This is a genomic window from Ensifer canadensis, from assembly GCF_017488845.2.
GTDB classification, from domain to species: domain Bacteria; phylum Pseudomonadota; class Alphaproteobacteria; order Rhizobiales; family Rhizobiaceae; genus Ensifer; species Ensifer canadensis.
On record NZ_CP083370.1, the window covers coordinates 1,098,582 to 1,120,035 of the forward strand.

The 21,454-nt window shown below is 59.5% G+C and carries 17 protein-coding genes and 4 tRNA genes; 16 read left to right on the forward strand and 5 right to left on the reverse strand.

Translation table 11 applies throughout. The features are described from left to right. The first annotated feature begins 18 nt into the window (after positions 1–18). A protein-coding gene (gene prfB / locus J3R84_RS05315) for a peptide chain release factor 2 (RefSeq protein ID WP_107027587.1) occupies positions 19–1,150 on the forward strand; the annotation gives its coding sequence in 2 pieces (ribosomal slippage) (positions 19–87 and positions 89–1,150; 1,131 coding nt in all). 142 nt (positions 1,151–1,292) lie between these two features. Here the strand turns inward: prfB and J3R84_RS05320 are convergent. Next, positions 1,293–1,802 (reverse strand): hypothetical protein, encoded by a 510-nt coding sequence (locus J3R84_RS05320; protein ID WP_025426645.1) that lies wholly within the window; start codon positions 1,800–1,802, stop codon positions 1,293–1,295. 113 nt (positions 1,803–1,915) lie between these two features. Then, positions 1,916–2,689 (reverse strand): NAD kinase, encoded by a 774-nt coding sequence (locus J3R84_RS05325; RefSeq protein ID WP_057211412.1) that lies wholly within the window; start codon positions 2,687–2,689, stop codon positions 1,916–1,918. Between the two features lie 159 nt (positions 2,690–2,848). Here J3R84_RS05325 and J3R84_RS05330 point away from each other — a divergent pair. Next, a tRNA-Thr gene (locus J3R84_RS05330) sits at positions 2,849–2,924 on the forward strand. Between the two features lie 119 nt (positions 2,925–3,043). On the opposite strand, the gene J3R84_RS05335 is transcribed toward J3R84_RS05330, so the two are convergent. Then, complete coding sequence (locus J3R84_RS05335; RefSeq protein WP_025426647.1) at positions 3,044–3,985, reverse strand: LysR family transcriptional regulator; 942 nt, start codon at positions 3,983–3,985, stop codon at positions 3,044–3,046. Positions 3,986–4,123: 138 nt separating this feature from the next. Here J3R84_RS05335 and J3R84_RS05340 point away from each other — a divergent pair, with 138 nt between their 5' ends. Both J3R84_RS05340 and J3R84_RS05345 read left to right on the forward strand, forming a co-directional pair. Next, complete coding sequence (locus J3R84_RS05340) at positions 4,124–4,744, forward strand: FMN-dependent NADH-azoreductase (RefSeq protein WP_025426648.1); 621 nt, start codon at positions 4,124–4,126, stop codon at positions 4,742–4,744. A 129-nt stretch (positions 4,745–4,873) separates the two neighbouring features. Next, positions 4,874–5,170, forward strand: coding sequence for a hypothetical protein (locus J3R84_RS05345; protein WP_025426649.1), 297 nt, complete (start codon positions 4,874–4,876; stop codon positions 5,168–5,170). Between the two features lie 179 nt (positions 5,171–5,349). On the opposite strand, the gene J3R84_RS05350 is transcribed toward J3R84_RS05345, so the two are convergent. Further along, positions 5,350–6,225 carry a TrmH family RNA methyltransferase gene (locus tag J3R84_RS05350; protein ID WP_025426650.1) on the reverse strand — a complete coding sequence of 292 codons (876 nt, stop codon included), beginning with the start codon at positions 6,223–6,225 and terminating at the stop codon, positions 5,350–5,352. Positions 6,226–6,443: 218 nt separating this feature from the next. On the opposite strand from J3R84_RS05350, the gene J3R84_RS05355 reads away from it, so the two are divergent. The 3 genes from J3R84_RS05355 (at position 6,444) to tuf (ending at position 8,073) form a co-directional block, all read left to right on the forward strand. Then, positions 6,444–6,528, forward strand: a tRNA-Tyr gene (locus tag J3R84_RS05355). A gap of 23 nt (positions 6,529–6,551) precedes the next feature. Continuing rightward, positions 6,552–6,625 (forward strand) — tRNA-Gly (locus J3R84_RS05360). 272 nt (positions 6,626–6,897) lie between these two features. Further along, the gene (gene tuf, locus J3R84_RS05365; RefSeq protein ID WP_025426651.1) at positions 6,898–8,073 is read left to right on the forward strand and encodes an elongation factor Tu; all 1,176 of its coding nucleotides are present in this window, start codon (positions 6,898–6,900) and stop codon (positions 8,071–8,073) included. An 8-nt stretch (positions 8,074–8,081) separates the two neighbouring features. Here tuf and J3R84_RS05370 read toward each other — a convergent pair whose 3' ends face one another. Next, entirely contained in the window at positions 8,082–8,624 is a 543-nt protein-coding gene (locus tag J3R84_RS05370) for a GrpB family protein (protein ID WP_025426652.1), read from the reverse strand. A gap of 276 nt (positions 8,625–8,900) precedes the next feature. On the opposite strand from J3R84_RS05370, the gene J3R84_RS05375 reads away from it, so the two are divergent. The 9 genes from J3R84_RS05375 to rpoC all read left to right on the forward strand — a co-directional run bounded on the left by J3R84_RS05375 (position 8,901) and on the right by rpoC (position 21,344). Further along, positions 8,901–8,976 (forward strand) — tRNA-Trp (locus J3R84_RS05375). A gap of 195 nt (positions 8,977–9,171) precedes the next feature. Then, on the forward strand, positions 9,172–9,372 hold the full coding sequence (gene secE, locus J3R84_RS05380; protein WP_025426653.1) for a preprotein translocase subunit SecE: 201 nt from the start codon (positions 9,172–9,174) through the stop codon (positions 9,370–9,372). A gap of 16 nt (positions 9,373–9,388) precedes the next feature. Then, positions 9,389–9,919: a transcription termination/antitermination protein NusG gene (gene nusG, locus J3R84_RS05385; RefSeq protein ID WP_025426654.1), complete on the forward strand. Its 531-nt coding sequence runs from the start codon at positions 9,389–9,391 to the stop codon at positions 9,917–9,919. A 208-nt stretch (positions 9,920–10,127) separates the two neighbouring features. Further along, complete coding sequence (rplK, locus tag J3R84_RS05390) at positions 10,128–10,556, forward strand: 50S ribosomal protein L11 (RefSeq protein ID WP_025426655.1); 429 nt, start codon at positions 10,128–10,130, stop codon at positions 10,554–10,556. 4 nt (positions 10,557–10,560) lie between these two features. Then, positions 10,561–11,259, forward strand: a complete 699-nt coding sequence (gene rplA, locus J3R84_RS05395; protein WP_025426656.1) for a 50S ribosomal protein L1 — start codon at positions 10,561–10,563, stop codon at positions 11,257–11,259. A 332-nt stretch (positions 11,260–11,591) separates the two neighbouring features. Beyond that, positions 11,592–12,110 carry a 50S ribosomal protein L10 gene (rplJ, locus tag J3R84_RS05400; RefSeq protein ID WP_025426657.1) on the forward strand — a complete coding sequence of 173 codons (519 nt, stop codon included), beginning with the start codon at positions 11,592–11,594 and terminating at the stop codon, positions 12,108–12,110. 58 nt (positions 12,111–12,168) lie between these two features. Further along, positions 12,169–12,546 (forward strand): 50S ribosomal protein L7/L12, encoded by a 378-nt coding sequence (gene rplL / locus J3R84_RS05405; protein ID WP_025426658.1) that lies wholly within the window; start codon positions 12,169–12,171, stop codon positions 12,544–12,546. Positions 12,547–12,812: 266 nt separating this feature from the next. Beyond that, the gene (gene rpoB, locus J3R84_RS05410; protein WP_025426659.1) at positions 12,813–16,952 is read left to right on the forward strand and encodes a DNA-directed RNA polymerase subunit beta; all 4,140 of its coding nucleotides are present in this window, start codon (positions 12,813–12,815) and stop codon (positions 16,950–16,952) included. A 186-nt stretch (positions 16,953–17,138) separates the two neighbouring features. Beyond that, positions 17,139–21,344, forward strand: coding sequence for a DNA-directed RNA polymerase subunit beta' (rpoC, locus tag J3R84_RS05415; protein WP_025426660.1), 4,206 nt, complete (start codon positions 17,139–17,141; stop codon positions 21,342–21,344). Positions 21,345–21,454 lie beyond the last annotated feature (110 nt).

Genomic DNA, 21,454 nt, shown 5'->3' on the forward strand with positions numbered 1-21,454 from the left:
TTCACAAGAAGCAGGATCATGCGCAGCGAAATCGAGAACATTGTCGACGAAATCAAGCAGGCCATAAGCCTGCTGAGGAGGCATCTTTGACTGGGATCAGGCGGTAAGACGACTGGACTGGTTGAATAACAAGGCGGAAGATCCGTCGCTCTGGAATGATGCGGCCGAAGCGCAGAAGCTGATGCGCGAGCGCCAGCAACTCGACGATGGCATCAACGGCCTGCGCCGTTTCGAGCAGCAGCTCAGCGACAACATCGAACTGATCGAGCTCGGTGAAGAAGAGGGCGATGCCGCCATCGTTGCCGACGCCGAACAGGCGTTGCGCGAACTGCGCAATGAAGCGGCCAAGAAGCAGGTCGAGGCGATGCTGTCCGGCGAAGCGGACCAGAACGACACCTATCTCGAAGTGCATTCCGGTGCCGGCGGCACCGAGAGCCAGGATTGGGCCAACATGCTGTTGCGCATGTACACCCGCTGGTCCGAGCGCCAGGGATACAAGGTCGAACTGATGGAAATTCAGGACGGCGAAGAGGCTGGCATCAAATCGGCCACACTGCTCGTCAAGGGCCACAATGCTTATGGTTGGCTGAAGACCGAATCGGGCGTCCACCGCCTGGTTCGCATCTCGCCCTATGACAGCAACGCGCGTCGCCATACGTCGTTCTCTTCGATCTGGGTCTATCCGGTTGTCGACGACTCGATCCAGATCGACATCAACGAGAGCGATTGCCGTATCGACACCTATCGCTCGTCGGGCGCCGGCGGCCAGCACGTCAACACCACCGACTCTGCGGTGCGCATCACGCATATGCCTTCCGGTATCGTCGTACAGTGCCAGCAAGAACGTTCTCAGCACAAGAACCGGGCCAAAGCCTGGGACATGCTGCGCGCCCGCCTTTACGAGTCCGAGTTGAAGAAGCGCGAAGACGCGGCCAACGCCGAAGCAGCATCGAAGACCGATATCGGCTGGGGCCACCAGATCCGCTCCTACGTGCTGCAGCCCTACCAGCTGGTCAAGGACATGCGCACCGGCGTCGAAAGCACGGCGCCGGGTGATGTACTGGACGGCGAGTTGAACGAGTTCATGGAGGCAGCCCTTGCCCACCGCGTCAGCGGTGGTGCTGATGCCGTCGTGGATGATTTGAACTAGTCTGGCACTGCTCGGCGCTCGTGTGCCGGCATGACGTAGGACGTACGGGACGAAGAAGGCCGGGTGTTTTCATCCGGCCTTTGTTTTTGGCTTAGAGCGTGGCACGCAAAGTGCGCGCGGTCATTGGAGATCGCGATGCGCTTCAGTTCGATGCCCGCTCGACCTTGATGTCGCCGAGATCGTCGATCAGGACCGTCCAACTCTCCGGCTCGCGGGCGGCAGGGTCGGTCTTCAGATAAACGGTCGCGAACATGCCGGGCTGCGCGGTCACGCCTGTGGATGTTTCCGGCCGTATGTCCGTGACATAAGCCCTCAGCGACGAGAATTCCTCGAGTTCGGCGGATGAGACGACTTCCGGCCCAGCGGGCGTCGCCTCGATCTGCTGCAGGTGAATATGTGCGGTGCCGTCCTGTTGCCGCAGCGCGATCAGCTTGTAGTAGCCGCGCCGTGCGCCTTCGGCACTCTTCGGCTTAGTGGTTGCTTCCGCCTGCGTGCCGTTCGGGTCCAGCGCCGAAAGCCGATCGCCGCTTTCTTCCCAGTAGCCTGTGCTGGTGACAAAGGTCACTTCGGGCGAAACCACGCTCGCATCCTCGGCATGGGCGTTCGCGCCGGCCATGGCGAGAAGAAGCGCAAGGAGGAGAGGCTTGTGCATTGCTTTTGATTTCCCGTTCGAACTGCGACGCGGCGCTGGCTGCAAAATTGGTCCTTCGCCGATGATCCGGCGATCGCGGAAATCATACCATATCGCGCGTTCAGAACGTCGGCTCAATTGGAAAATTGCTCGGCCAGGATGCGGTCCGACCAGGAATGATCGGGATCCGAGAGAATGCGGGCGGTCATGTTTTCCGATTCGGCGATACGCACCTTCGCCACCGACTTGACCTCCTGGTGGTCGGCAACGGCGTTGACCGGGCGCTTGTCGGCCTCGAGGATTTCGATCTCGACGGTGACATGGTTTGGCAGCAGGGCGCCGCGCCACCGCCGCGGACGGAACGGGCTGACGGGCGTCAGCGCCAGAAGAGGGGCTTCCAGCGGCAGGATCGGACCATGGGCCGAGAGATTATAGGCGGTGGAGCCGGCGGGCGTGGCCAGCAGCAATCCGTCGCAGGTCAATTCCTCGAGCCGGGTCTTGCCGTCGATGACGACGCGCAGCTTGGCTGCCTGGTAGGATTGCCGGAACAGATAGACCTCGTTGATGGCGAGCGCCGTGAATGTCGCGCCTTCACCGTCAGTGGTCTGCATCTCCAGCGGGTGAAAGGCATTCTCGACGGCATTGCAGATGCGCGCCGTCAGATTTTCGGTGCTGTAGCGATTCATCAGGAACCCGACAGACCCCCGGTTCATGCCATAGACGAGCTTGCCCGAATTCATCGTCTGGTGCAGCGTCTGCAACATGAAGCCGTCACCGCCGAGCGCGACGATCACGTCGGCCTTGTCGGCCTCATGATCGCCGTAGATGGCCTTCAGATCAGCCGCCGCCTTTTGCGCCTCTTCCGCTGGAGAGGCAAGGAATGCGAGGGAAGTGAACGTGCGAGCCATGAATTTTCAGTCCGTTCAACATGTTGAGCATCGCCGCGGTGGCCGAGCCTAGGCTTCGTTTCTGGCACGGCCTGACCCTAAACGCATCTGAAAAATTGGGAGAATTCGCAATTTTGCTTTACACGCTGTGAGATTATGATAACTCCCACCGCTGAAAGTGCCCTTATAGCTCAGTTGGTAGAGCACCTGATTTGTAATCAGGGGGTCCCGGGTTCGAGTCCTGGTGGGGGCACCACTTTTTCAATTACTTGCTGGATTTTTGACCGCCTCATGAGGCGGTCGTGTGCTTTTTGGCGAAATCACCGCTATTGCGGCCAGGCACCACGCGACTTGTCGGCCGGTTGGCACAGCGTTTCAGATATCGAACGTCCCAGCGCCCCGGGGCGTGATCTCTCTGCATTTTTGCAGGGCGTTCAGCAAATTGTCGGCGAGGTAGTCTATCAGGGCGCGCGTCGCCGGCAGCATGCCGTGGCGTGAGGGGAAGACGAGGTGGACGACGACGTCGCCCGAGCTCCATTCTGGCAGCACCGGGGCAAGCACGCCGGCGCGGAAGGCGCGTTCGCAGATGTGGTCGGGCAGCAACGCTACGCCCATGCCCTCGATCGCTGCGCGCTCGAGGATGAGGAAATCGCTGCAGCCGATGATCGGCCGGTGCGAAATTTCGGTGGTGTTGCCTTCGCTATCGACGAGGCGCCAGACGTCGGTGGCGTGCTGCTCGTTCATCGACAGTGTCGGCATCTCGTTGAGATTTTCGATGGTGACGTCGTCGAAGCGGGTGAGCAGGGTGGGGCTCGCCGCCAACCTCTGGCGCACTTCTCCGAACCTGCGAATGATCAGCTGATTGTCGGTGTCCAGTTGATCGCGGGCGCGCAACGCCACGTCGATCCTTTCCTCGATCAGATCGATCCGCCGGTTGGTGGCAGTAATCAGCAGGCGAACGCCGGGATAACGGCGATGGAACGCAGGCAGGATGTCGGCGAGCATCGGCGTGAAGCCGAGCGGGCAGGCGAGCCTGACCGTACCGGTCGGCTCGGCCTTGACGGCGGCGATCTCGGCCTCTGCCACGGCAACGCCATCGAGCAGGCTCTGGCAATGTTCGTAGAAGACGCGTCCGATCTCGGTAACGCGAAGCTTGCGCGTCGAACGCTCCAGCAGCCGGACGCCGAGCTGCTCTTCGAGGCGCGCCACGTGTTTGCTGAGCTTGGATTTGGGGATATTCAGATCACGCGCCGCGGCACTGAAGCCGTTGTTGCGCACGACGGCCGCGAAGAGGGCGAGGTCGTTCAGGTCCTGCATCTATTTCCGTCTCCCATCGCCGATCGCGGTCTCACTGTTTCTATCCGGAAACAGTATGTCAAATAACCGCTGACTTATCGCGCGATTGTTTTCCAATCATATGTGATGCACCGCAACGCCAACACAAAGGTGCTTCACATGAACGTCCTTCACATCGACTCCGGTATTCTGGGTGATCACTCCGTTTCCCGTCGCCTGACGGCGGCGATCACCGCTCAGATCAAGGCAGACCGTCCGGATGCCAAAGTTGCCTACCGCGATCTCGCCACCAGCCGGATCCCGCATCTGACCGGCGCACAGATCATGGCGCCTGCCGATCTCGCAGGTGTTGACGCCGACCTGGCTGCCGAAGTCAAGATCGGCCGCGAGATGCTCGAAGAATTCCTGGCTGCCGACACTGTCATCGTCGGCGCGCCGATGTACAACTTCTCCATTCCGAGCCAGCTCAAAGCCTGGATCGACCGTCTCGCCGTGAACGGCAAGACCTTCCGTTACACCGAATCTGGCCCGGAAGGCCTCGCCAAGGGCAAGAAGGTTATCATTGCTTCGACCCGCGGTGGCCACTATTCCGCCGGCCCGGCTTCGGCGATGGATCATCAGGAATCCTACCTGAAGACGGTCTTCGGCTTCTTCGGTATCACAGACGTCGAATTTGTGCGCGCCGAGGGCCTGAACCTCAGCGCCGACTCCAAGCAGTTCGCGATCGCCGAGGCAGAAAAGACCATTGCCGAAGGCACTGTCCTTCGTCTGGCCAGCTAAAACAAGAGTTCATCGGATCACGTCAGTGGTCCGATGAAGGGGCGTTGGCCCCATTGCGGACGGTGCCGGTTGAGCATGCAGCCGGCATTGTCCGTTTTCGTGTCAGCGGATCTGTATTATGATGCGCTCATGAAAGACCGGCGGAGAAGGCCCTTGGCTGTCATCGCTGCGGTGGTCGCGCTGGTGGCCGCCGATGTCGGGTATGCGTCGCCGCCGGACACGCGCTGCACCTGCCGCAATCGCGATGGCTCGAAATACGAGCTCGGGCAGATCGCCTGCCTGCGCGTCGGCGGCATTTCCTATCTTGCGCGCTGCGAGATGAACCTCAACGTCACCACCTGGAAGAAGCTTCGCGACGGATGCCCGACGGCGAGCAATCAGAGCCTATGGCTTCGAGTTGACGAAGATATAGCGACGCGTTTCTGACGACAGCAACGGCGTGCATCGCAGCTGCTACACGGGGATCGGTTCCCCAGCGTCGAGGTAGACACCCGCGGATGCTTCCGGTATCGCCAATCAATGGCTCTATTCGGCGGGCTAGCCTCTCCGGCTTCAAGTAGCCGGAGAGCTTCACAGGTGTTTGGCGATCTTAACGACCGGCCGTCTTATTTGCTCAGGAACTGACGCGCCGCATACATGGCGATCGCTGCCGCATTCGACACATTCAGCGACTTGATTGCGCCGGGCATGTCGAGGCGGGCGAGCGCCTTGACGGTCGACCGTGTCTTCTGCCTGAGACCCTTGCCCTCCGAACCAAGCACCAGCGCGACCTTGTCGCCGGCGAAGGTGCCTTCGAGCGGGGCCGGTCCTTCCGAATCGAGCCCGATCGTGTGGAAGCCGAGGCGGTGCAGTTCGTCGATCGTGTCGGCGAGATTGGTGATCTGGATATAGGGGATCATTTCCAGGGCGCCGGAGGCTGATTTCGCAAGAACGCCTGATTCGGTCGGGCTGTGACGGATGGTGGTGATCAAGGCGCCAGCATCGAACGCAACGGCCGAACGCATGATCGCGCCGACATTGTGCGGATCGGTGACCTGGTCGAGCACGAGAATGAGCCTGGATTCGCTGAGTGCCTCGAGCTTGCGCAGCGGCAGCGGCTTGGTTTCAAGCATCACGCCCTGGTGAATGGCGTCGGGCCCGAGGATCTTGTCGAGGTCCTGCGGCGCCACGGTCTCGACCGGGAAGGGAAGTTCGGAGAACTCGCCGAGCTCCAGACGCGTCGCAGCGTTCTGGGTCACGCACAGGCGAACGATCTTGCGCGCCGGGTTGTCGAGTGCCGCGCGAACGGTATGCAGGCCATAGAGCAGCACCTGTTCGGGTGCGAGCACGGGCGGCTTCCAGTCGCCCGGCTGCTTGCGCCAGCGATCCTGCTTTGGCGTCGGAATTTCTCCGCGCTCGCGCTTGGCGTCGCGGTGGGCGCGTCTGAGAGTGGCGTAATGGGTGTTCTTGGCGCTCTTGTCGCCCGTATCATCTTTGCTCATGCCTGCCTTATAGAGCGCTTCGCTTGGCCTGGGAACGGAATTCGATAGTGGTGGACAAAGCGGACCTGTGGAGAATTTCACAAATTTTCCGTTCTGGCGTGTTGACAGGAGCAAGGCGGGCCGTCATATACCCGGCGCAGATCGAGAGGCGGCAACGACAAATCGCTGGATGTCTCACGATCTCAAATGCTTGGTCGACTTGATCCCGACAGAATAATGGAGGGATGCCCGAGTGGTTAAAGGGGACGGACTGTAAATCCGTTGGCTCAGCCTACGTTGGTTCAAATCCAACTCCCTCCACCATTCTGCTTCTGGATCGAAGGCCCGCGGGTATAGCTCAATGGTAGAGCAGCAGCCTTCCAAGCTGAATACGCGGGTTCGATTCCCGCTACCCGCTCCAGCAGCGCGCTGACGTTTTCTCCTTTTTAATGCGACGCTTCAACTGCTCATCGTAAGCTGTTGTTTGTTCTTTCGTCACGCGACGAAGTGATTCGGGAATCTGCCCGGCTTGCATCTTCGATGCGCCATTCTTACATGAGGTAGGAAAAGGCGGCCGTGGCCGGTCCGGGCGTACGCAATTAAGTCTTGCGCAAATCCCTTGAAACCCTTAAACGGCTCCACAAACCGGCCCCGCCGGCTGATCAATCATACTTGACCACAGGAAACGTACCCATGGCAAAGAGCAAATTTGAGCGCAACAAGCCGCACGTTAACATTGGCACGATTGGCCACGTTGACCATGGCAAGACGTCGCTGACTGCAGCGATCACGAAGTACTTCGGCGAGTACAAGGCGTACGACCAGATCGACGCTGCTCCGGAAGAAAAGGCCCGTGGTATCACGATTTCGACGGCTCACGTTGAGTATGAGACGGCGAACCGTCACTACGCGCACGTCGACTGCCCCGGCCACGCCGACTACGTCAAGAACATGATCACCGGTGCAGCGCAGATGGACGGCGCGATCCTGGTTTGCTCGGCTGCTGACGGCCCGATGCCGCAGACCCGCGAGCACATCCTGCTTGCTCGCCAGGTTGGCGTTCCGGCCATCGTCGTGTTCCTCAACAAGGTCGACCAGGTTGACGACGCCGAGCTTCTCGAGCTCGTCGAGCTTGAAGTTCGCGAACTGCTGTCGTCCTACGAATTCCCGGGCGACGACATTCCGATCATCAAGGGTTCGGCACTTGCTGCTCTTGAAGATTCGGACAAGAAGATCGGCGAAGACGCGATCCGCGAGCTGATGGCCGCTGTTGACGCCTACATCCCGACGCCTGAGCGTCCGATCGACCTGCCGTTCCTGATGCCGATCGAAGACGTGTTCTCGATCTCGGGCCGTGGTACGGTTGTGACCGGTCGCGTTGAGCGCGGCATTGTCAAGGTTGGCGAAGAAGTTGAAATCGTCGGCATCCGCGACACGTCGAAGACGACGGTTACCGGCGTTGAAATGTTCCGCAAGCTGCTCGACCAGGGCCAGGCCGGCGACAACATCGGCGCGCTGATCCGTGGTGTTAACCGTGACGGCGTTGAGCGTGGCCAGATCCTGTGCAAGCCGGGTTCGGTCAAGCCGCACAAGAAGTTCATGGCCGAAGCCTACATCCTGACGAAGGAAGAAGGCGGCCGTCATACGCCGTTCTTCACGAACTACCGTCCGCAGTTCTACTTCCGCACGACGGACGTGACGGGTATCGTTACGCTTCCGGAAGGCACGGAAATGGTTATGCCTGGCGACAACGTCACGGTTGCCGTTGAGCTGATCGTTCCGATCGCGATGGAAGAAAAGCTGCGCTTCGCTATCCGCGAAGGTGGCCGTACCGTCGGCGCCGGCATCGTTGCTTCGATCGTCGAGTAATCTCAGGATTATTTCGCTTCAAAAAGGCCCCGCTGGAAACAGCGGGGCTTTTCGTTTTGAGCCCGACGCAGGACGCCGGCGATGAACTCGCTCTTTCCGCTGGCGTAGATGTCCCAATTGCCTCTTGCCTGGATGATCAGTTTCCGTTTGAGCAGTTCGTACTGTCGCGCGACTCCCGTGTGTCGGCGCAGGTAGTCGCGAAACAGGATGCGCGCTTGATGCGCGTGGTTGTCAGGCCCGCATATATAGAGGCGGGTACCATAGGGCGCCCCGCTCATGGTGAGTGTCCATAGGCCATTGCCGTAGGGATCTCCGTGGAAGTGATAGCCGGCCGTAGCCGCGCTTTCGAGCGCTACCGGAATGTCGCCTTCAGATTGAAGGACGGCGTCGATATCTATCTTCGGCTTGGCCGCCAGTCCGGGTACGGCTGTGCTGCCAACGTGTTGAATGTCGGCAATGAGTGGCGCCAGGAGGCCTGCGATGACGCGGCGACGCGCTGCAAAATCCTCTGGCCAGAACGGATCATATTCAACCAGGCGGATATCAGTCATAGGTTTGCCTTGTCGCACTCGACCGATTCGCAATCCTATCTGTTGGCTTCGAAACGGTGCTCGAAAATCGCAGAGGAGGAGGTGGCATCATTGAAAACAATGCGTTTTCGCTAGGTCATATGGCGGGCGAGCGGCCGTCTGGGCGGAGGGGGGAAGACTTGATTGAGGATTTTTGCTCTTTTCCGTCAAAGACGCTTGTCATCGCCCGATAAACTGAATAATAAGCCGCTGACTTGATGCGCTGACCGGTTCGAGAATGACCGGCTGAAGCGATCTAGGGGTATAGCTCAGTTGGTAGAGCGGCGGTCTCCAAAACCGCAGGTCGTCGGTTCAAGCCCGGCTGCCCCTGCCATTGCCTTCGCCTTTGCAAGCGGCTCAAAGCCGGGTAAGGTGGAAGGAGGTCGGATAAGCCGACCATCGAAATTCACAGAAAAGACCGAATGCCTCTTGTGATTTGTAGAATCGGTCTTTATGTAGGGTCCAAACAGACACGCGGTGCGTGGGGCTGAATCATCGGCTTTACGCGCCGTAATGGCGTGAGCATTACATGGCATCCAAAACGAATCCGTTTACGTTTCTGCAGCAGGTTCGCTCAGAGGCGTCGAAAGTAACTTGGCCATCCAGGCGCGAGACGATGATCTCGACGCTGATGGTTTTTGTCATGGTCTTTTTTGCCGCTGCCTTCTTCTTTGCTGCGGACCAGTTGATGGGTTGGCTGATTGGCCTAGTCCTCAACGCTGGCGCTTGATTGGGTGGAGGGTAGTATGGCTGCACGCTGGTATATTGTTCACGCCTATTCGAATTTCGAAAAGAAGGTAGCTGAATCGATCGAGGAAAAGGCCAAGCAAAAAGGTCTTTCGCATCTGTTCGAGAAGATCCTTGTTCCGACCGAAAAGGTTGTCGAGATTCGCCGCGGCCGCAAGGTTGATGCCGAGCGCAAGTTTTTCCCGGGTTACGTCCTGGTGCGCGCCAACCTGACGGATGAGGCCTTTCACCTCATCAAGAACACGCCGAAGGTCACCGGTTTCCTCGGGACCGACAGCAAGCCGGTTCCGATTCCGGATCATGAAGCCGATCGTATCCTCGGCCAGGTCCAGGATGGCGTCGAGCGTCCGAAGCCGTCCGTCTCCTTTGAGATCGGCGAGCAGGTTCGCGTCTCGGATGGTCCGTTCGCCTCGTTCAACGGCATCGTTCAGGATGTCGACGAGGAGCGGTCGCGCCTGAAGGTCGAGGTTTCGATCTTCGGTCGTGCGACCCCGGTCGAACTGGAATACGGCCAGGTCGAGAAGGTCTGAGAAGATCAAAAGAGATTGGGCAAGTCGTTTAGGCCTGCCCTGGCGGAGAAATCCGCATGCGCGTGGAAGGACGTCGGCCTTAGCCGGGACGAAGGGTCCGCACCACGCAACCGCAGCCGCCGATCCCTGATCGGCTACATGCCGGGAAACCGGCGCAACAGTTCCTCGTTTCGATCCGTCGCGACGAGGCAATGAGAGGCAGAGAGAAATGGCTAAGAAAGTTGCAGGCCAGCTCAAGCTGCAGGTGAAGGCAGGGTCGGCCAATCCGTCCCCGCCGATCGGTCCTGCACTCGGTCAGCGTGGCATTAACATCATGGAATTCTGCAAGGCGTTCAATGCCGCCACGCAGGAAATGGAAAAGGGTATGCCGATCCCGGTCGTCATCACCTATTACCAGGACAAGTCGTTCACCTTCGTCATGAAGCAGCCGCCGGTCAGCTACTTCCTGAAGCGTGAATCGAAGATCACGTCCGGTTCGAAGACCCCAGGTAAGGCCAAGGCTGGCTCGATCACCAAGGCTCAGATCCGCACGATCGCAGAGGCCAAGATGAAGGACCTCAACGCGGCCGATATCGAAGGCGCAATGGCAATGGTCGAGGGCTCTGCCCGCTCCATGGGCCTGGAAGTGGCGGGCTAAGACCATGGCGAAGATTGCAAAGCGTGTACAGAAGTCCCGCGAGGGCATCGACCCGACGAAGATCTACGGCCTCACCGAAGCCGTATCGCTGGTCAAGGAACGTGCAACTGCCAAGTTCGACGAGACTGTTGAAGTCGCGATGAACCTTGGCGTTGACCCGCGCCACGCCGACCAGATGGTTCGCGGCGTCGTCAACCTGCCGAACGGCACGGGCCGCACGGTTCGTGTTGCCGTGTTCGCACGTGGTGCCAAGGCTGATGAAGCCAAGGCTGCCGGTGCAGACATCGTCGGCGCTGAAGAGCTCGTCGAAATCGTTCAGGGCGGCAAGATCGACTTCGATCGTTGCATCGCGACCCCGGACATGATGCCGCTCGTCGGCCGCCTCGGTAAGGTTCTCGGCCCGCGCGGCATGATGCCGAACCCGAAGGTCGGAACGGTCACCATGGACGTTGCCGGTGCCGTCAAGGCATCCAAGGGCGGCGCCGTCGAATTCCGCGTCGAGAAGGCTGGTATCATCCACGCCGGCATCGGCAAGGCTTCGTTCGACGCCAAGGCTTTGGAAGAAAACATCCGCGCCTTCGCTGACGCGGTCGTCAAGGCGAAGCCTGCTGGCGCCAAGGGCAACTACGTCAAGCGCGTAGCGATTTCGTCGACCATGGGCCCGGGCCTGAAGATCGACCCGGCAACGCTCAGCGTCGCCTAATGAATTTCGGGCTTCGGCCCGAGCAATAATTTCCGGCCCTTCGGGGCCGGAAATCCGGATCTCGATCCGGAACTCCTGTCCGAGATTGCGGGTGGTTTTACCTTAATCACTTCGGCCTGCATGAGACGGGTAAGATCTGAATTTCACGATGACGCCGGAGGCGTCGAAATTCGGTTCGAGCCTCGCTTGCCTTGTGTCAGACCCGGCTTTCCGGGAACGCCAAGGGACAGGATCCTCAAGCGTTACTTGGGATCTTTTTTGAGATCCCTGGTGACAAAGGCAAACCCGGCAGGGGCTGCAGTTCATGCAACCCTGTCAACTGGAGACAGACAGTGGAAAGAGCGGAAAAACGCGAATTCGTCACGGAGCTGAACGAAGTCTTCAAGGCTTCCGGTTCGGTTGTCGTGGCCCACTATGCTGGTGTCACAGTTGCGCAGATGAACGACTTCCGTTCGAAGATGCGCGCTGCTGGCGGCACCGTCAAAGTCGCGAAAAACCGCCTGGCCAAGATCGCTCTTCAGGGCACCGAGTCGGAAGGGATGACAAATCTCTTCAAGGGTCAGACGCTGATCGCATTCAGCCAAGACCCGATCACGGCTCCTAAGGTCGTCATGGATTTCGCCAAGACCAACGACAAGCTCGTTGTTCTCGGTGGTTCCATGGGAACAACCACGCTCACCGCCGAAGCAGTCAAGTCGCTTGCGACCCTGCCTTCGCTGGACGAGCTGCGCGCAAAGCTGCTGGGCCTTCTCAATGCCCCGGCAACCCGCGTTGCTACGGTTGTTGCAGCACCGGCAAGCCAGCTTGCCCGCGTGTTCGCCGCCTATGCCAAGAAGGACGAAGCCGCCTAAGGCGGATTTTCGCTGTTGTATTTAAAACCAGTTCGAACCGAACAAAAGGAAAAGTAAAATGGCTGATCTCGCAAAGATCGTTGAAGACCTCTCCTCGCTGACCGTCCTGGAAGCTGCTGAGCTTTCCAAGCTGCTCGAAGAGAAGTGGGGCGTTTCTGCAGCTGCTCCGGTAGCTGTTGCTGCTGCTGGCGGCGCCGGTGCTGCTGCTCCGGTCGAAGAAGAAAAGACCGAATTTGACGTTATCCTCGTTGACGCTGGCGCCAACAAGATCAACGTCATCAAGGAAGTCCGCGCCATCACCGGTCTCGGCCTCAAGGAAGCCAAGGACCTGGTCGAAGGCGCTCCGAAGCCGGTCAAGGAAGCCGTTTCGAAGGCTGAAGCTGCTGACCTCAAGAAGAAGCTCGAAGACGCTGGCGCCAAGGTTGACGTCAAGTAATTCGGCATTTTGCAAGGGGAGGTGGCCATTTCGGCCGCCTCTCTTTGACCGTTTTTAGAACATATTACCCAAAAGCCTGTCGCAAAACGGCTTTTGGGTAATGGGTTCTTCAAGAGGATGGTCTCGAACGGAATTCAGCACAGCAATCCGCGCTGGGCGTTTTCCGCAAGTTAGACGAGATTGAACTACTCATTGATTGACGGGGTCGACTGGCCATCGGTTCCCGTCCGTTGCAGGCCCGGATGCAAGATTGACAAGGAGCGACGATGGCTCAGACCCTTTCGTTTAACGGTCGCAGGCGCGTACGCAAGTTTTTTGGTAAAATTCCAGAAGTCGCAGAAATGCCGAACCTCATCGAGGTTCAGAAGGCATCCTACGACCAGTTTCTTATGGTTGAAGAGCCCAAGGGCGGACGCCCTGATGAGGGCCTTCAAGCCGTTTTCAAATCGGTTTTCCCGATCAAGGATTTCTCCGGCGCTTCGATGCTCGAGTTCGTGTCCTACGAATTCGAACAGCCGAAGTTCGACGTCGAAGAATGCCGTCAGCGCGATCTGACCTACGCAGCACCGCTCAAGGTGACCCTGCGCCTGATCGTGTTCGATATTGACGAGGATACCGGCGCGAAGTCGATCAAGGACATCAAGGAACAGAACGTCTACATGGGCGATATGCCGCTCATGACCGACAACGGTACCTTCATCGTCAATGGCACCGAGCGCGTTATCGTTTCGCAGATGCACCGCTCTCCGGGCGTGTTCTTCGACCATGACAAGGGCAAGAGCCACTCTTCCGGCAAGCTGCTCTTCGCTGCCCGCGTGATCCCGTATCGCGGTTCCTGGCTCGACATCGAGTTCGATGCCAAGGATATCGTCCACGCCCGTATCGACCGCCGCCGCAAGATCCCCGTGTCTTCGCTTTTGATGGCGCTCGGCATGGACGGCGAGGAGATCCTCGACACCTTCTACACGAAGTCGCTCTACCAGCGCGACGGCGCTGGCTGGCGCGTGCCGTTCCAGCCGGATGCGCTGAAGGGCCAGAAGGCGATCACCGAGATGGTCGACGCCGATACCGGCGAAGTGGTTGTCGAAGCTGGCAAGAAGCTGACGCCGCGCCTGCTGCGCCAGTTGCAGGACAAGGGTCTCAAGGCCCTGAAAGCGACCGATGACGACCTCTATGGCAACTACCTTGCCGAAGACATCGTCAACTTCTCGACCGGTGAAATCTACCTCGAAGCAGGCGACGAGATCGACGAGAAGACGCTTCCCGTCATCCTGTCGGCCGGCTTCGACGAAATCCCGGTTCTCGACATCGACCATATCAATGTCGGCGCCTACATCCGCAACACGCTGACCGTAGACAAGAACGAGAACCGTCAGGATGCTCTGTTCGATATCTACCGCGTAATGCGTCCGGGCGAACCGCCGACCATGGATTCTGCGGAAGCCATGTTCAACACGTTGTTCTTCGATGCCGAGCGTTACGACCTCTCGGCCGTCGGTCGCGTGAAGATGAACATGCGTCTCGACCTTGAAGTGGCTGATACCGTTCGTATCCTGCGCAAGGAAGACATCCTGGCTGTCGTCAAGATGCTGGTCGAGCTGCGTGACGGCAAGGGCGAAATCGACGACATTGACAACCTCGGCAACCGCCGTGTTCGTTCTGTCGGCGAACTGATGGAAAACCAGTACCGCCTTGGTCTGTTGCGCATGGAGCGCGCGATCAAGGAACGCATGTCGTCGATCGAAATCGATACCGTCATGCCGCAGGACCTGATCAACGCCAAGCCGGCTGCCGCCGCCGTCCGCGAATTCTTCGGCTCCTCGCAGCTGTCGCAGTTCATGGACCAGGTGAACCCGCTTTCGGAAATCACCCACAAGCGCCGTCTTTCGGCACTTGGCCCGGGTGGTCTGACCCGCGAGCGCGCAGGCTTCGAAGTCCGTGACGTTCACCCGACGCACTACGGCCGTATCTGCCCGATTGAAACGCCGGAAGGCCCGAACATCGGTCTGATCAACTCGCTTGCAACCTTTGCCCGCGTCAACAAGTACGGCTTCATCGAAAGCCCGTACCGTAAGATCGTTGACGGCAAGGTGACGAACGACGTCGTTTATCTCTCCGCAATGGAAGAAGCGAAGTACCACGTCGCCCAGGCAAACTCGGTTCTCGATAGCGATGGTGCGTTCTCGGAAGAGTTCGTCGTTTGCCGTCATGCCGGCGAAGTTATGCTGGCACCGCGTGACAACATCAACCTGATGGACGTTTCGCCGAAGCAGCTCGTTTCGGTCGCCGCGGCGCTCATCCCGTTCCTGGAGAACGACGACGCCAACCGCGCACTGATGGGCTCGAACATGCAGCGTCAGGCCGTGCCTCTGCTGCGCGCCGAAGCTCCGTTCGTCGGTACCGGCATGGAACCGGTCGTTGCCCGCGACTCCGGCGCTGCCATTGCAGCCCGTCGTGGCGGTGTCGTCGACCAGGTCGATGCGACCCGTATCGTTATCCGCGCCACCGAAGACCTCGATCCGTCGAAGTCGGGCGTCGATATCTACCGTCTGCAGAAGTTCCAGCGTTCGAACCAGAACACCTGCGTCAACCAGCGCCCGCTGGTCACCGTCGGTGACGTTCTGAACAAGGGCGACATCATTGCTGATGGTCCGTCGACCGATCTCGGCGATCTGGCACTCGGCCGCAACGCGCTCGTCGCGTTCATGCCGTGGAACGGCTACAACTACGAAGACTCGATCCTGTTGTCCGAGCGCATCGTGCGTGACGACGTGTTCACCTCCATCCACATCGAAGAATTCGAAGTGATGGCGCGTGACACCAAGCTGGGTCCGGAAGAAATTACCCGCGACATTCCGAACGTTTCGGAAGAAGCGCTGCGTAATCTCGACGAAGCCGGCATCGTCTACATCGGTGCTGAGGTTCAGCCGGGCGATATCCTGGTCGGCAAGATCACGCCGAAGGGCGAAAGCCCGATGACGCCGGAAGAAAAGCTTCTGCGCGCCATCTTCGGTGAAAAGGCTTCCGACGTGCGCGACACGTCCATGCGCATGCCCCCGGGCACGTTCGGCACCGTCGTCGAAGTTCGCGTCTTCAATCGCCACGGCGTTGAGAAGGACGAGCGCGCGATGGCGATCGAGCGCGAGGAAATCGAACGACTGGCCAAGGACCGCGACGACGAACAGGCGATCCTCGATCGTAACGTCTACGCACGTCTCGTCGACATGCTGCGCGGTCACACCGCGGTTGCAGGTCCGAAGGGCTTCAAGAAGGGCACTGAGCTGTCCAACCTCGTCGTCAGCGAATATCCCCGCTCGCAGTGGTGGATGTTTGCCATCGAAGACGAGAAGGCTCAGGGCGAGATCGAAGCGCTTCGCGCCCAGTACGACGAATCCAAGTCGCGCCTTGAACAGCGCTTCATGGACAAGGTCGAAAAGGTCCAGCGCGGCGACGAAATGCCTCCGGGCGTCATGAAGATGGTCAAGGTCTTCGTCGCTGTTAAGCGCAAGATCCAGCCGGGCGACAAGATGGCCGGCCGTCACGGCAACAAGGGTGTCGTGTCGCGTATCGTGCCGATCGAAGACATGCCGTTCCTGGAAGATGGTACGCACGTCGACGTCGTTCTGAACCCGCTCGGCGTGCCTTCGCGCATGAACGTCGGCCAGATCCTCGAAACCCATCTTGGCTGGGCTTGCGCCGGCATGGGCAAGAAGATCGGCGCGATGCTCGATGCCTACAAGGCAGGTGCCGATATCCAGCCGCTGCGCGACACCATCGACAGCGTCATCGGGTCGGGCCCGAAGGGTGAGCCGATCAAGCAGTACGACGACGAGTCGATCGTACGGCTTGCCGAGCAGACCCGTCGTGGCGTTTCGATCGCGACGCCGGTCTTCGACGGTGCTGTCGAAGCTGACGTCAACGAGATGCTGGAGCAGGCGGGCCTGAAGGTAACCGGTCAGTCGACGCTTTATGATGGCCGTACCGGCGATCAATTCGACCGCCAGGTGACCGTCGGCTACATCTACATGCTGAAGCTGAACCACCTTGTCGACGACAAGATCCACGCCCGTTCGATCGGTCCTTACTCGCTCGTCACCCAGCAGCCGCTGGGCGGCAAGGCGCAGTTCGGCGGTCAGCGCTTCGGGGAAATGGAAGTCTGGGCGCTCGAAGCCTACGGCGCCGCCTACACCCTGCAGGAAATGCTGACGGTGAAGTCGGACGACGTGGCCGGTCGTACGAAGGTCTACGAAGCGATCGTCCGTGGCGACGATACCTTCGAAGCGGGCATTCCCGAGAGCTTCAACGTTCTCGTCAAGGAAATGCGCTCGCTGGGCCTCTCGGTCGAACTCGAGAACACCAAGGTCGACGAACTCGGTGCAGCGCAGCTGCCTGACGCAGCCGAATAAGAAACATCAAGGTGCGTGCCGCGTCGCGGCGCGCACCGCTTCCTCCGCAAGGCTTCATTGGCAAGCGAGAGGAACGGGGCCGCATCAAATGCGGTTTTAGCTGTTTATGGGGCAGAGGGGCCGGCGCCCGGGATTTGTCGGCACTCTCGCCAAGCTCAGGGCGTTAAGCCCGTAAAGGAGACAGGCATGAACCAAGAGGTCATGAATCTTTTCAATCCGCAGGTGCCTGCACAGACTTTCGATTCCATCCGGATTTCGATCGCCTCGCCGGAGAAGATTCTTTCCTGGTCTTACGGTGAGATCAAGAAGCCGGAGACGATCAACTATCGTACGTTCAAGCCGGAACGTGACGGTCTCTTCTGCGCTCGTATCTTCGGTCCGATCAAGGATTACGAATGCCTGTGCGGCAAGTACAAGCGCATGAAGTACAAGGGCATCATCTGCGAAAAGTGCGGCGTTGAAGTTACGCTGTCGCGCGTTCGCCGTGAGCGCATGGGCCATATTGAGCTCGCCGCTCCCGTTGCCCACATCTGGTTCCTGAAGTCGCTGCCGAGCCGCATTTCGACGCTGCTCGACATGACGCTGAAGGATGTCGAGCGCGTTCTCTACTTCGAGAACTACATCGTCACCGAGCCCGGTCTGACGTCGCTGAAGGAAAACCAGCTCCTCAGCGAAGAAGACTACATGCTCGCCGTCGACGAGTTCGGCGAAGATCAGTTCACCGCGATGATCGGTGCTGAAGCGATCTATGAAATGCTCGCTTCGATGAACCTCGAGAAGATCGCTGGCGATCTGCGTTCGGATCTGGCCGAGACCACCTCGGATCTGAAGCAGAAGAAGCTGATGAAGCGGTTGAAGATCGTCGAGAACTTCATGGATTCCGGCAATCGCCCGGAATGGATGATCATGAAGGTCGTTCCGGTGATCCCGCCGGACCTGCGCCCGCTCGTGCCGCTCGACGGCGGCCGTTTCGCGACGTCGGATCTGAACGATCTCTATCGCCGCGTGATCAACCGTAACAACCGTCTGAAGCGTCTGATCGAACTGCGCGCTCCAGGCATCATCATCCGCAACGAAAAGCGCATGCTGCAGGAATCTGTGGACGCGCTGTTCGACAACGGCCGTCGCGGTCGCGTCATCACCGGCGCCAACAAGCGTCCGCTGAAGTCGCTGTCCGACATGCTCAAGGGCAAGCAGGGCCGCTTCCGTCAGAACCTGCTCGGCAAGCGCGTCGACTACTCCGGCCGCTCGGTTATCGTGACCGGTCCGGAGCTGAAGCTGCACCAGTGCGGTCTTCCGAAGAAGATGGCGCTCGAGCTGTTCAAGCCGTTCATCTACGCTCGCCTCGACGCCAAGGGTTATTCCTCGACCGTCAAGCAGGCCAAGAAGCTCGTCGAAAAGGAAAAGCCGGAAGTCTGGGATATCCTGGACGAGGTCATCCGCGAGCATCCGGTTCTGTTGAACCGCGCACCGACGCTGCACCGCCTGGGCATCCAGGCCTTCGAACCGACCCTGGTCGAAGGCAAGGCCATCCAGCTGCACCCGCTCGTCTGCACGGCCTTCAACGCCGACTTCGACGGCGACCAGATGGCCGTTCACGTGCCGCTGTCGCTCGAAGCGCAGCTCGAAGCACGCGTGCTGATGATGTCGACGAACAACATTCTGCACCCGGCTAACGGCGCGCCGATCATCGTTCCGTCGCAGGACATGGTTCTGGGTCTCTACTATCTGTCGATCCTGAACCAGAACGAGCCCGGCGAAGGCATGGCGTTTTCTGACATGGGCGAGCTGCATCACGCGCTCGAAACCAAGTCCGTGACACTGCACGCCAAGATCCGTGGCCGTTTCAAGACCGTCGATGCCGAGGGCAACCCGGTTTCGAAGATCTACGAAACCACGCCTGGCCGCATGATCATCGGTGAACTGTTGCCGCGCAACGTCAACGTGCCGTTCGAGACCTGCAACCAGGAAATGACCAAGAAGAACATCTCCAAGATGATCGACACGGTCTACCGTCACTGCGGTCAGAAAGACACGGTCATCTTCTGCGACCGCATCATGCAGCTCGGCTTTGCCCATGCTTGCCGCGCCGGCATTTCGTTCGGCAAGGACGACATGGTCATTCCGGACACCAAGGTGAAGATCGTCGGCGATACTGAAGCGCTCGTGAAGGAATACGAGCAGCAGTATAATGACGGCCTCATCACCCAGGGCGAAAAGTACAACAAGGTCGTTGACGCCTGGGGCAAGGCTACCGAGAAGGTCGCCGACGAAATGATGGCCCGCATTAAGGCTGTGGAGTTTGACGACAACGGCCGTCAGAAGCCGATGAACTCGATCTACATGATGTCGCACTCCGGCGCCCGTGGTTCTCCGAACCAGATGCGTCAGCTGGGCGGCATGCGCGGCCTGATGGCCAAGCCGTCGGGTGAAATCATCGAGACGCCGATCATCTCGAACTTCAAGGAAGGTCTGACCGTTAACGAGTACTTCAACTCGACCCACGGTGCCCGTAAGGGTCTGGCCGACACCGCCTTGAAGACCGCGAACTCGGGCTACCTGACGCGTCGTCTCGTCGACGTGGCGCAGGATTGCATCGTCAACTCCGTCGATTGCGGCACCGAGAATGGCCTCACCATGACGGCGATCGTCGATGCCGGTCAGGTTGTGGCTTCGCTTGGCGCTCGTATTCTTGGCCGTACGGCTCTGGACGACATCGATCACCCGGTCACGGGCGTTCGTCTCGTCGACGCCGGCCGGATGATCCTGGAACCCGACGTCATCGAGATCGAAAAGGCTGGTATCCAGTCGATCCGCATCCGTTCGGCGCTGACCTGCGAAATCCAGACGGGCGTTTGCGGCGTCTGCTACGGCCGCGACCTGGCACGTGGTACGCCGGTCAACATGGGCGAAGCGGTTGGCGTTATCGCTGCACAGTCGATCGGTGAACCGGGCACCCAGCTCACCATGCGTACCTTCCACTTGGGCGGTACGGCGACCGTGGTCGACCAGTCGTTCCTGGAAGCGTCCTACGAAGGCACGGTACAGATCAAGAACCGCAACATGCTGCGCAACTCTGACGGCATCCTTGTCGCCATGGGTCGTAACATGGCCGTCCAGATCCTCGACGAACGTGGTGTCGAGCGCTCCTCGCAGCGTGTCGCCTACGGTTCGAAGATCTTCGTCGACGATGGTGACAAGGTGAAGCGCGGTCAGCGTCTTGCCGAGTGGGACCCCTACACCCGTCCGATGATGACGGAAGTGGAAGGTACCGTTCACTTCGAAGACGTCGTCGACGGCATCTCCGTGCTCGAAGCGACCGACGAGTCCACCGGCATCACCAAGCGTCAGGTTATCGATTGGCGTTCGACGCCGCGCGGTACCGACCTGAAGCCGGCGATCGTCATCAAGGACAAGAACGGCGCGGTCCTGAAGCTGTCGCGTGGTGGTGACGCCCGCTTCATGCTTTCGGTTGACGCCATTCTCTCGGTTGAACCGGGCACGAAGGTTTCCCAGGGTGACGTGCTGGCACGTTCGCCGCTGGAAAGCGCCAAGACCAAGGATATCACCGGTGGTCTGCCGCGCGTTGCCGAACTGTTCGAAGCACGTCGTCCGAAGGATCACGCCGTCATCGCTGAGATCGATGGTACGATCCGCTTCGGCCGCGACTACAAGAACAAGCGTCGCGTTCTGATCGAGCCTGCTGAAGACGGTGTTGAGCCGGTCGAATACCTGATCCCGAAGGGCAAGCCCTTCCATCTTCAGGATGGCGACTACATCGAAAAGGGCGACTACATCCTCGACGGCAACCCGGCGCCGCACGACATCCTGGCGATCAAGGGAGTGGAAGCACTCGCTTCCTACCTGGTCAACGAAATCCAGGAAGTCTACCGACTGCAGGGCGTTGTGATCAACGACAAGCACATCGAAGTCATCGTTCGTCAGATGCTGCAGAAGGTGGAAATCACCGATGCCGGCGACTCGACCTACATCGTCGGTGACAATGTCGATCGCATCGAGCTCGAAGACGTCAACGACGGCCTGATCGAACAGGGCAAGAAGCCGGCATACGGCGATCCGGTCCTGCTCGGCATCACCAAGGCCTCGCTGCAGACACCGTCGTTCATCTCGGCGGCGTCGTTCCAGGAAACCACCAAGGTGCTGACCGAAGCGGCGATCGCCGGCAAGGTCGACGGCCTGCAGGGTCTGAAGGAAAACGTCATCGTCGGCCGTCTGATCCCGGCTGGTACCGGCGGAACGATGACGCAGATCCGCCGCATCGCGACGGCGCGCGACGAGATGATTCTCGAAGAGCGTCGCAAGGGTACGGGCGCAGATGTTGCCACCCCGATGCTCGCCGATCTCGCGAAGGAAAACGCAGCGGCCGAATAATGGGAGGAGGGCGTTCTCGCCCTCGTTTCCTCAAATCAGAAAAGCCGCCCGGAGCGATCCGGGCGGCTTTTTCATTGTGGTAGGCTGGAAGGGGAGGCGACGTTGGGGCG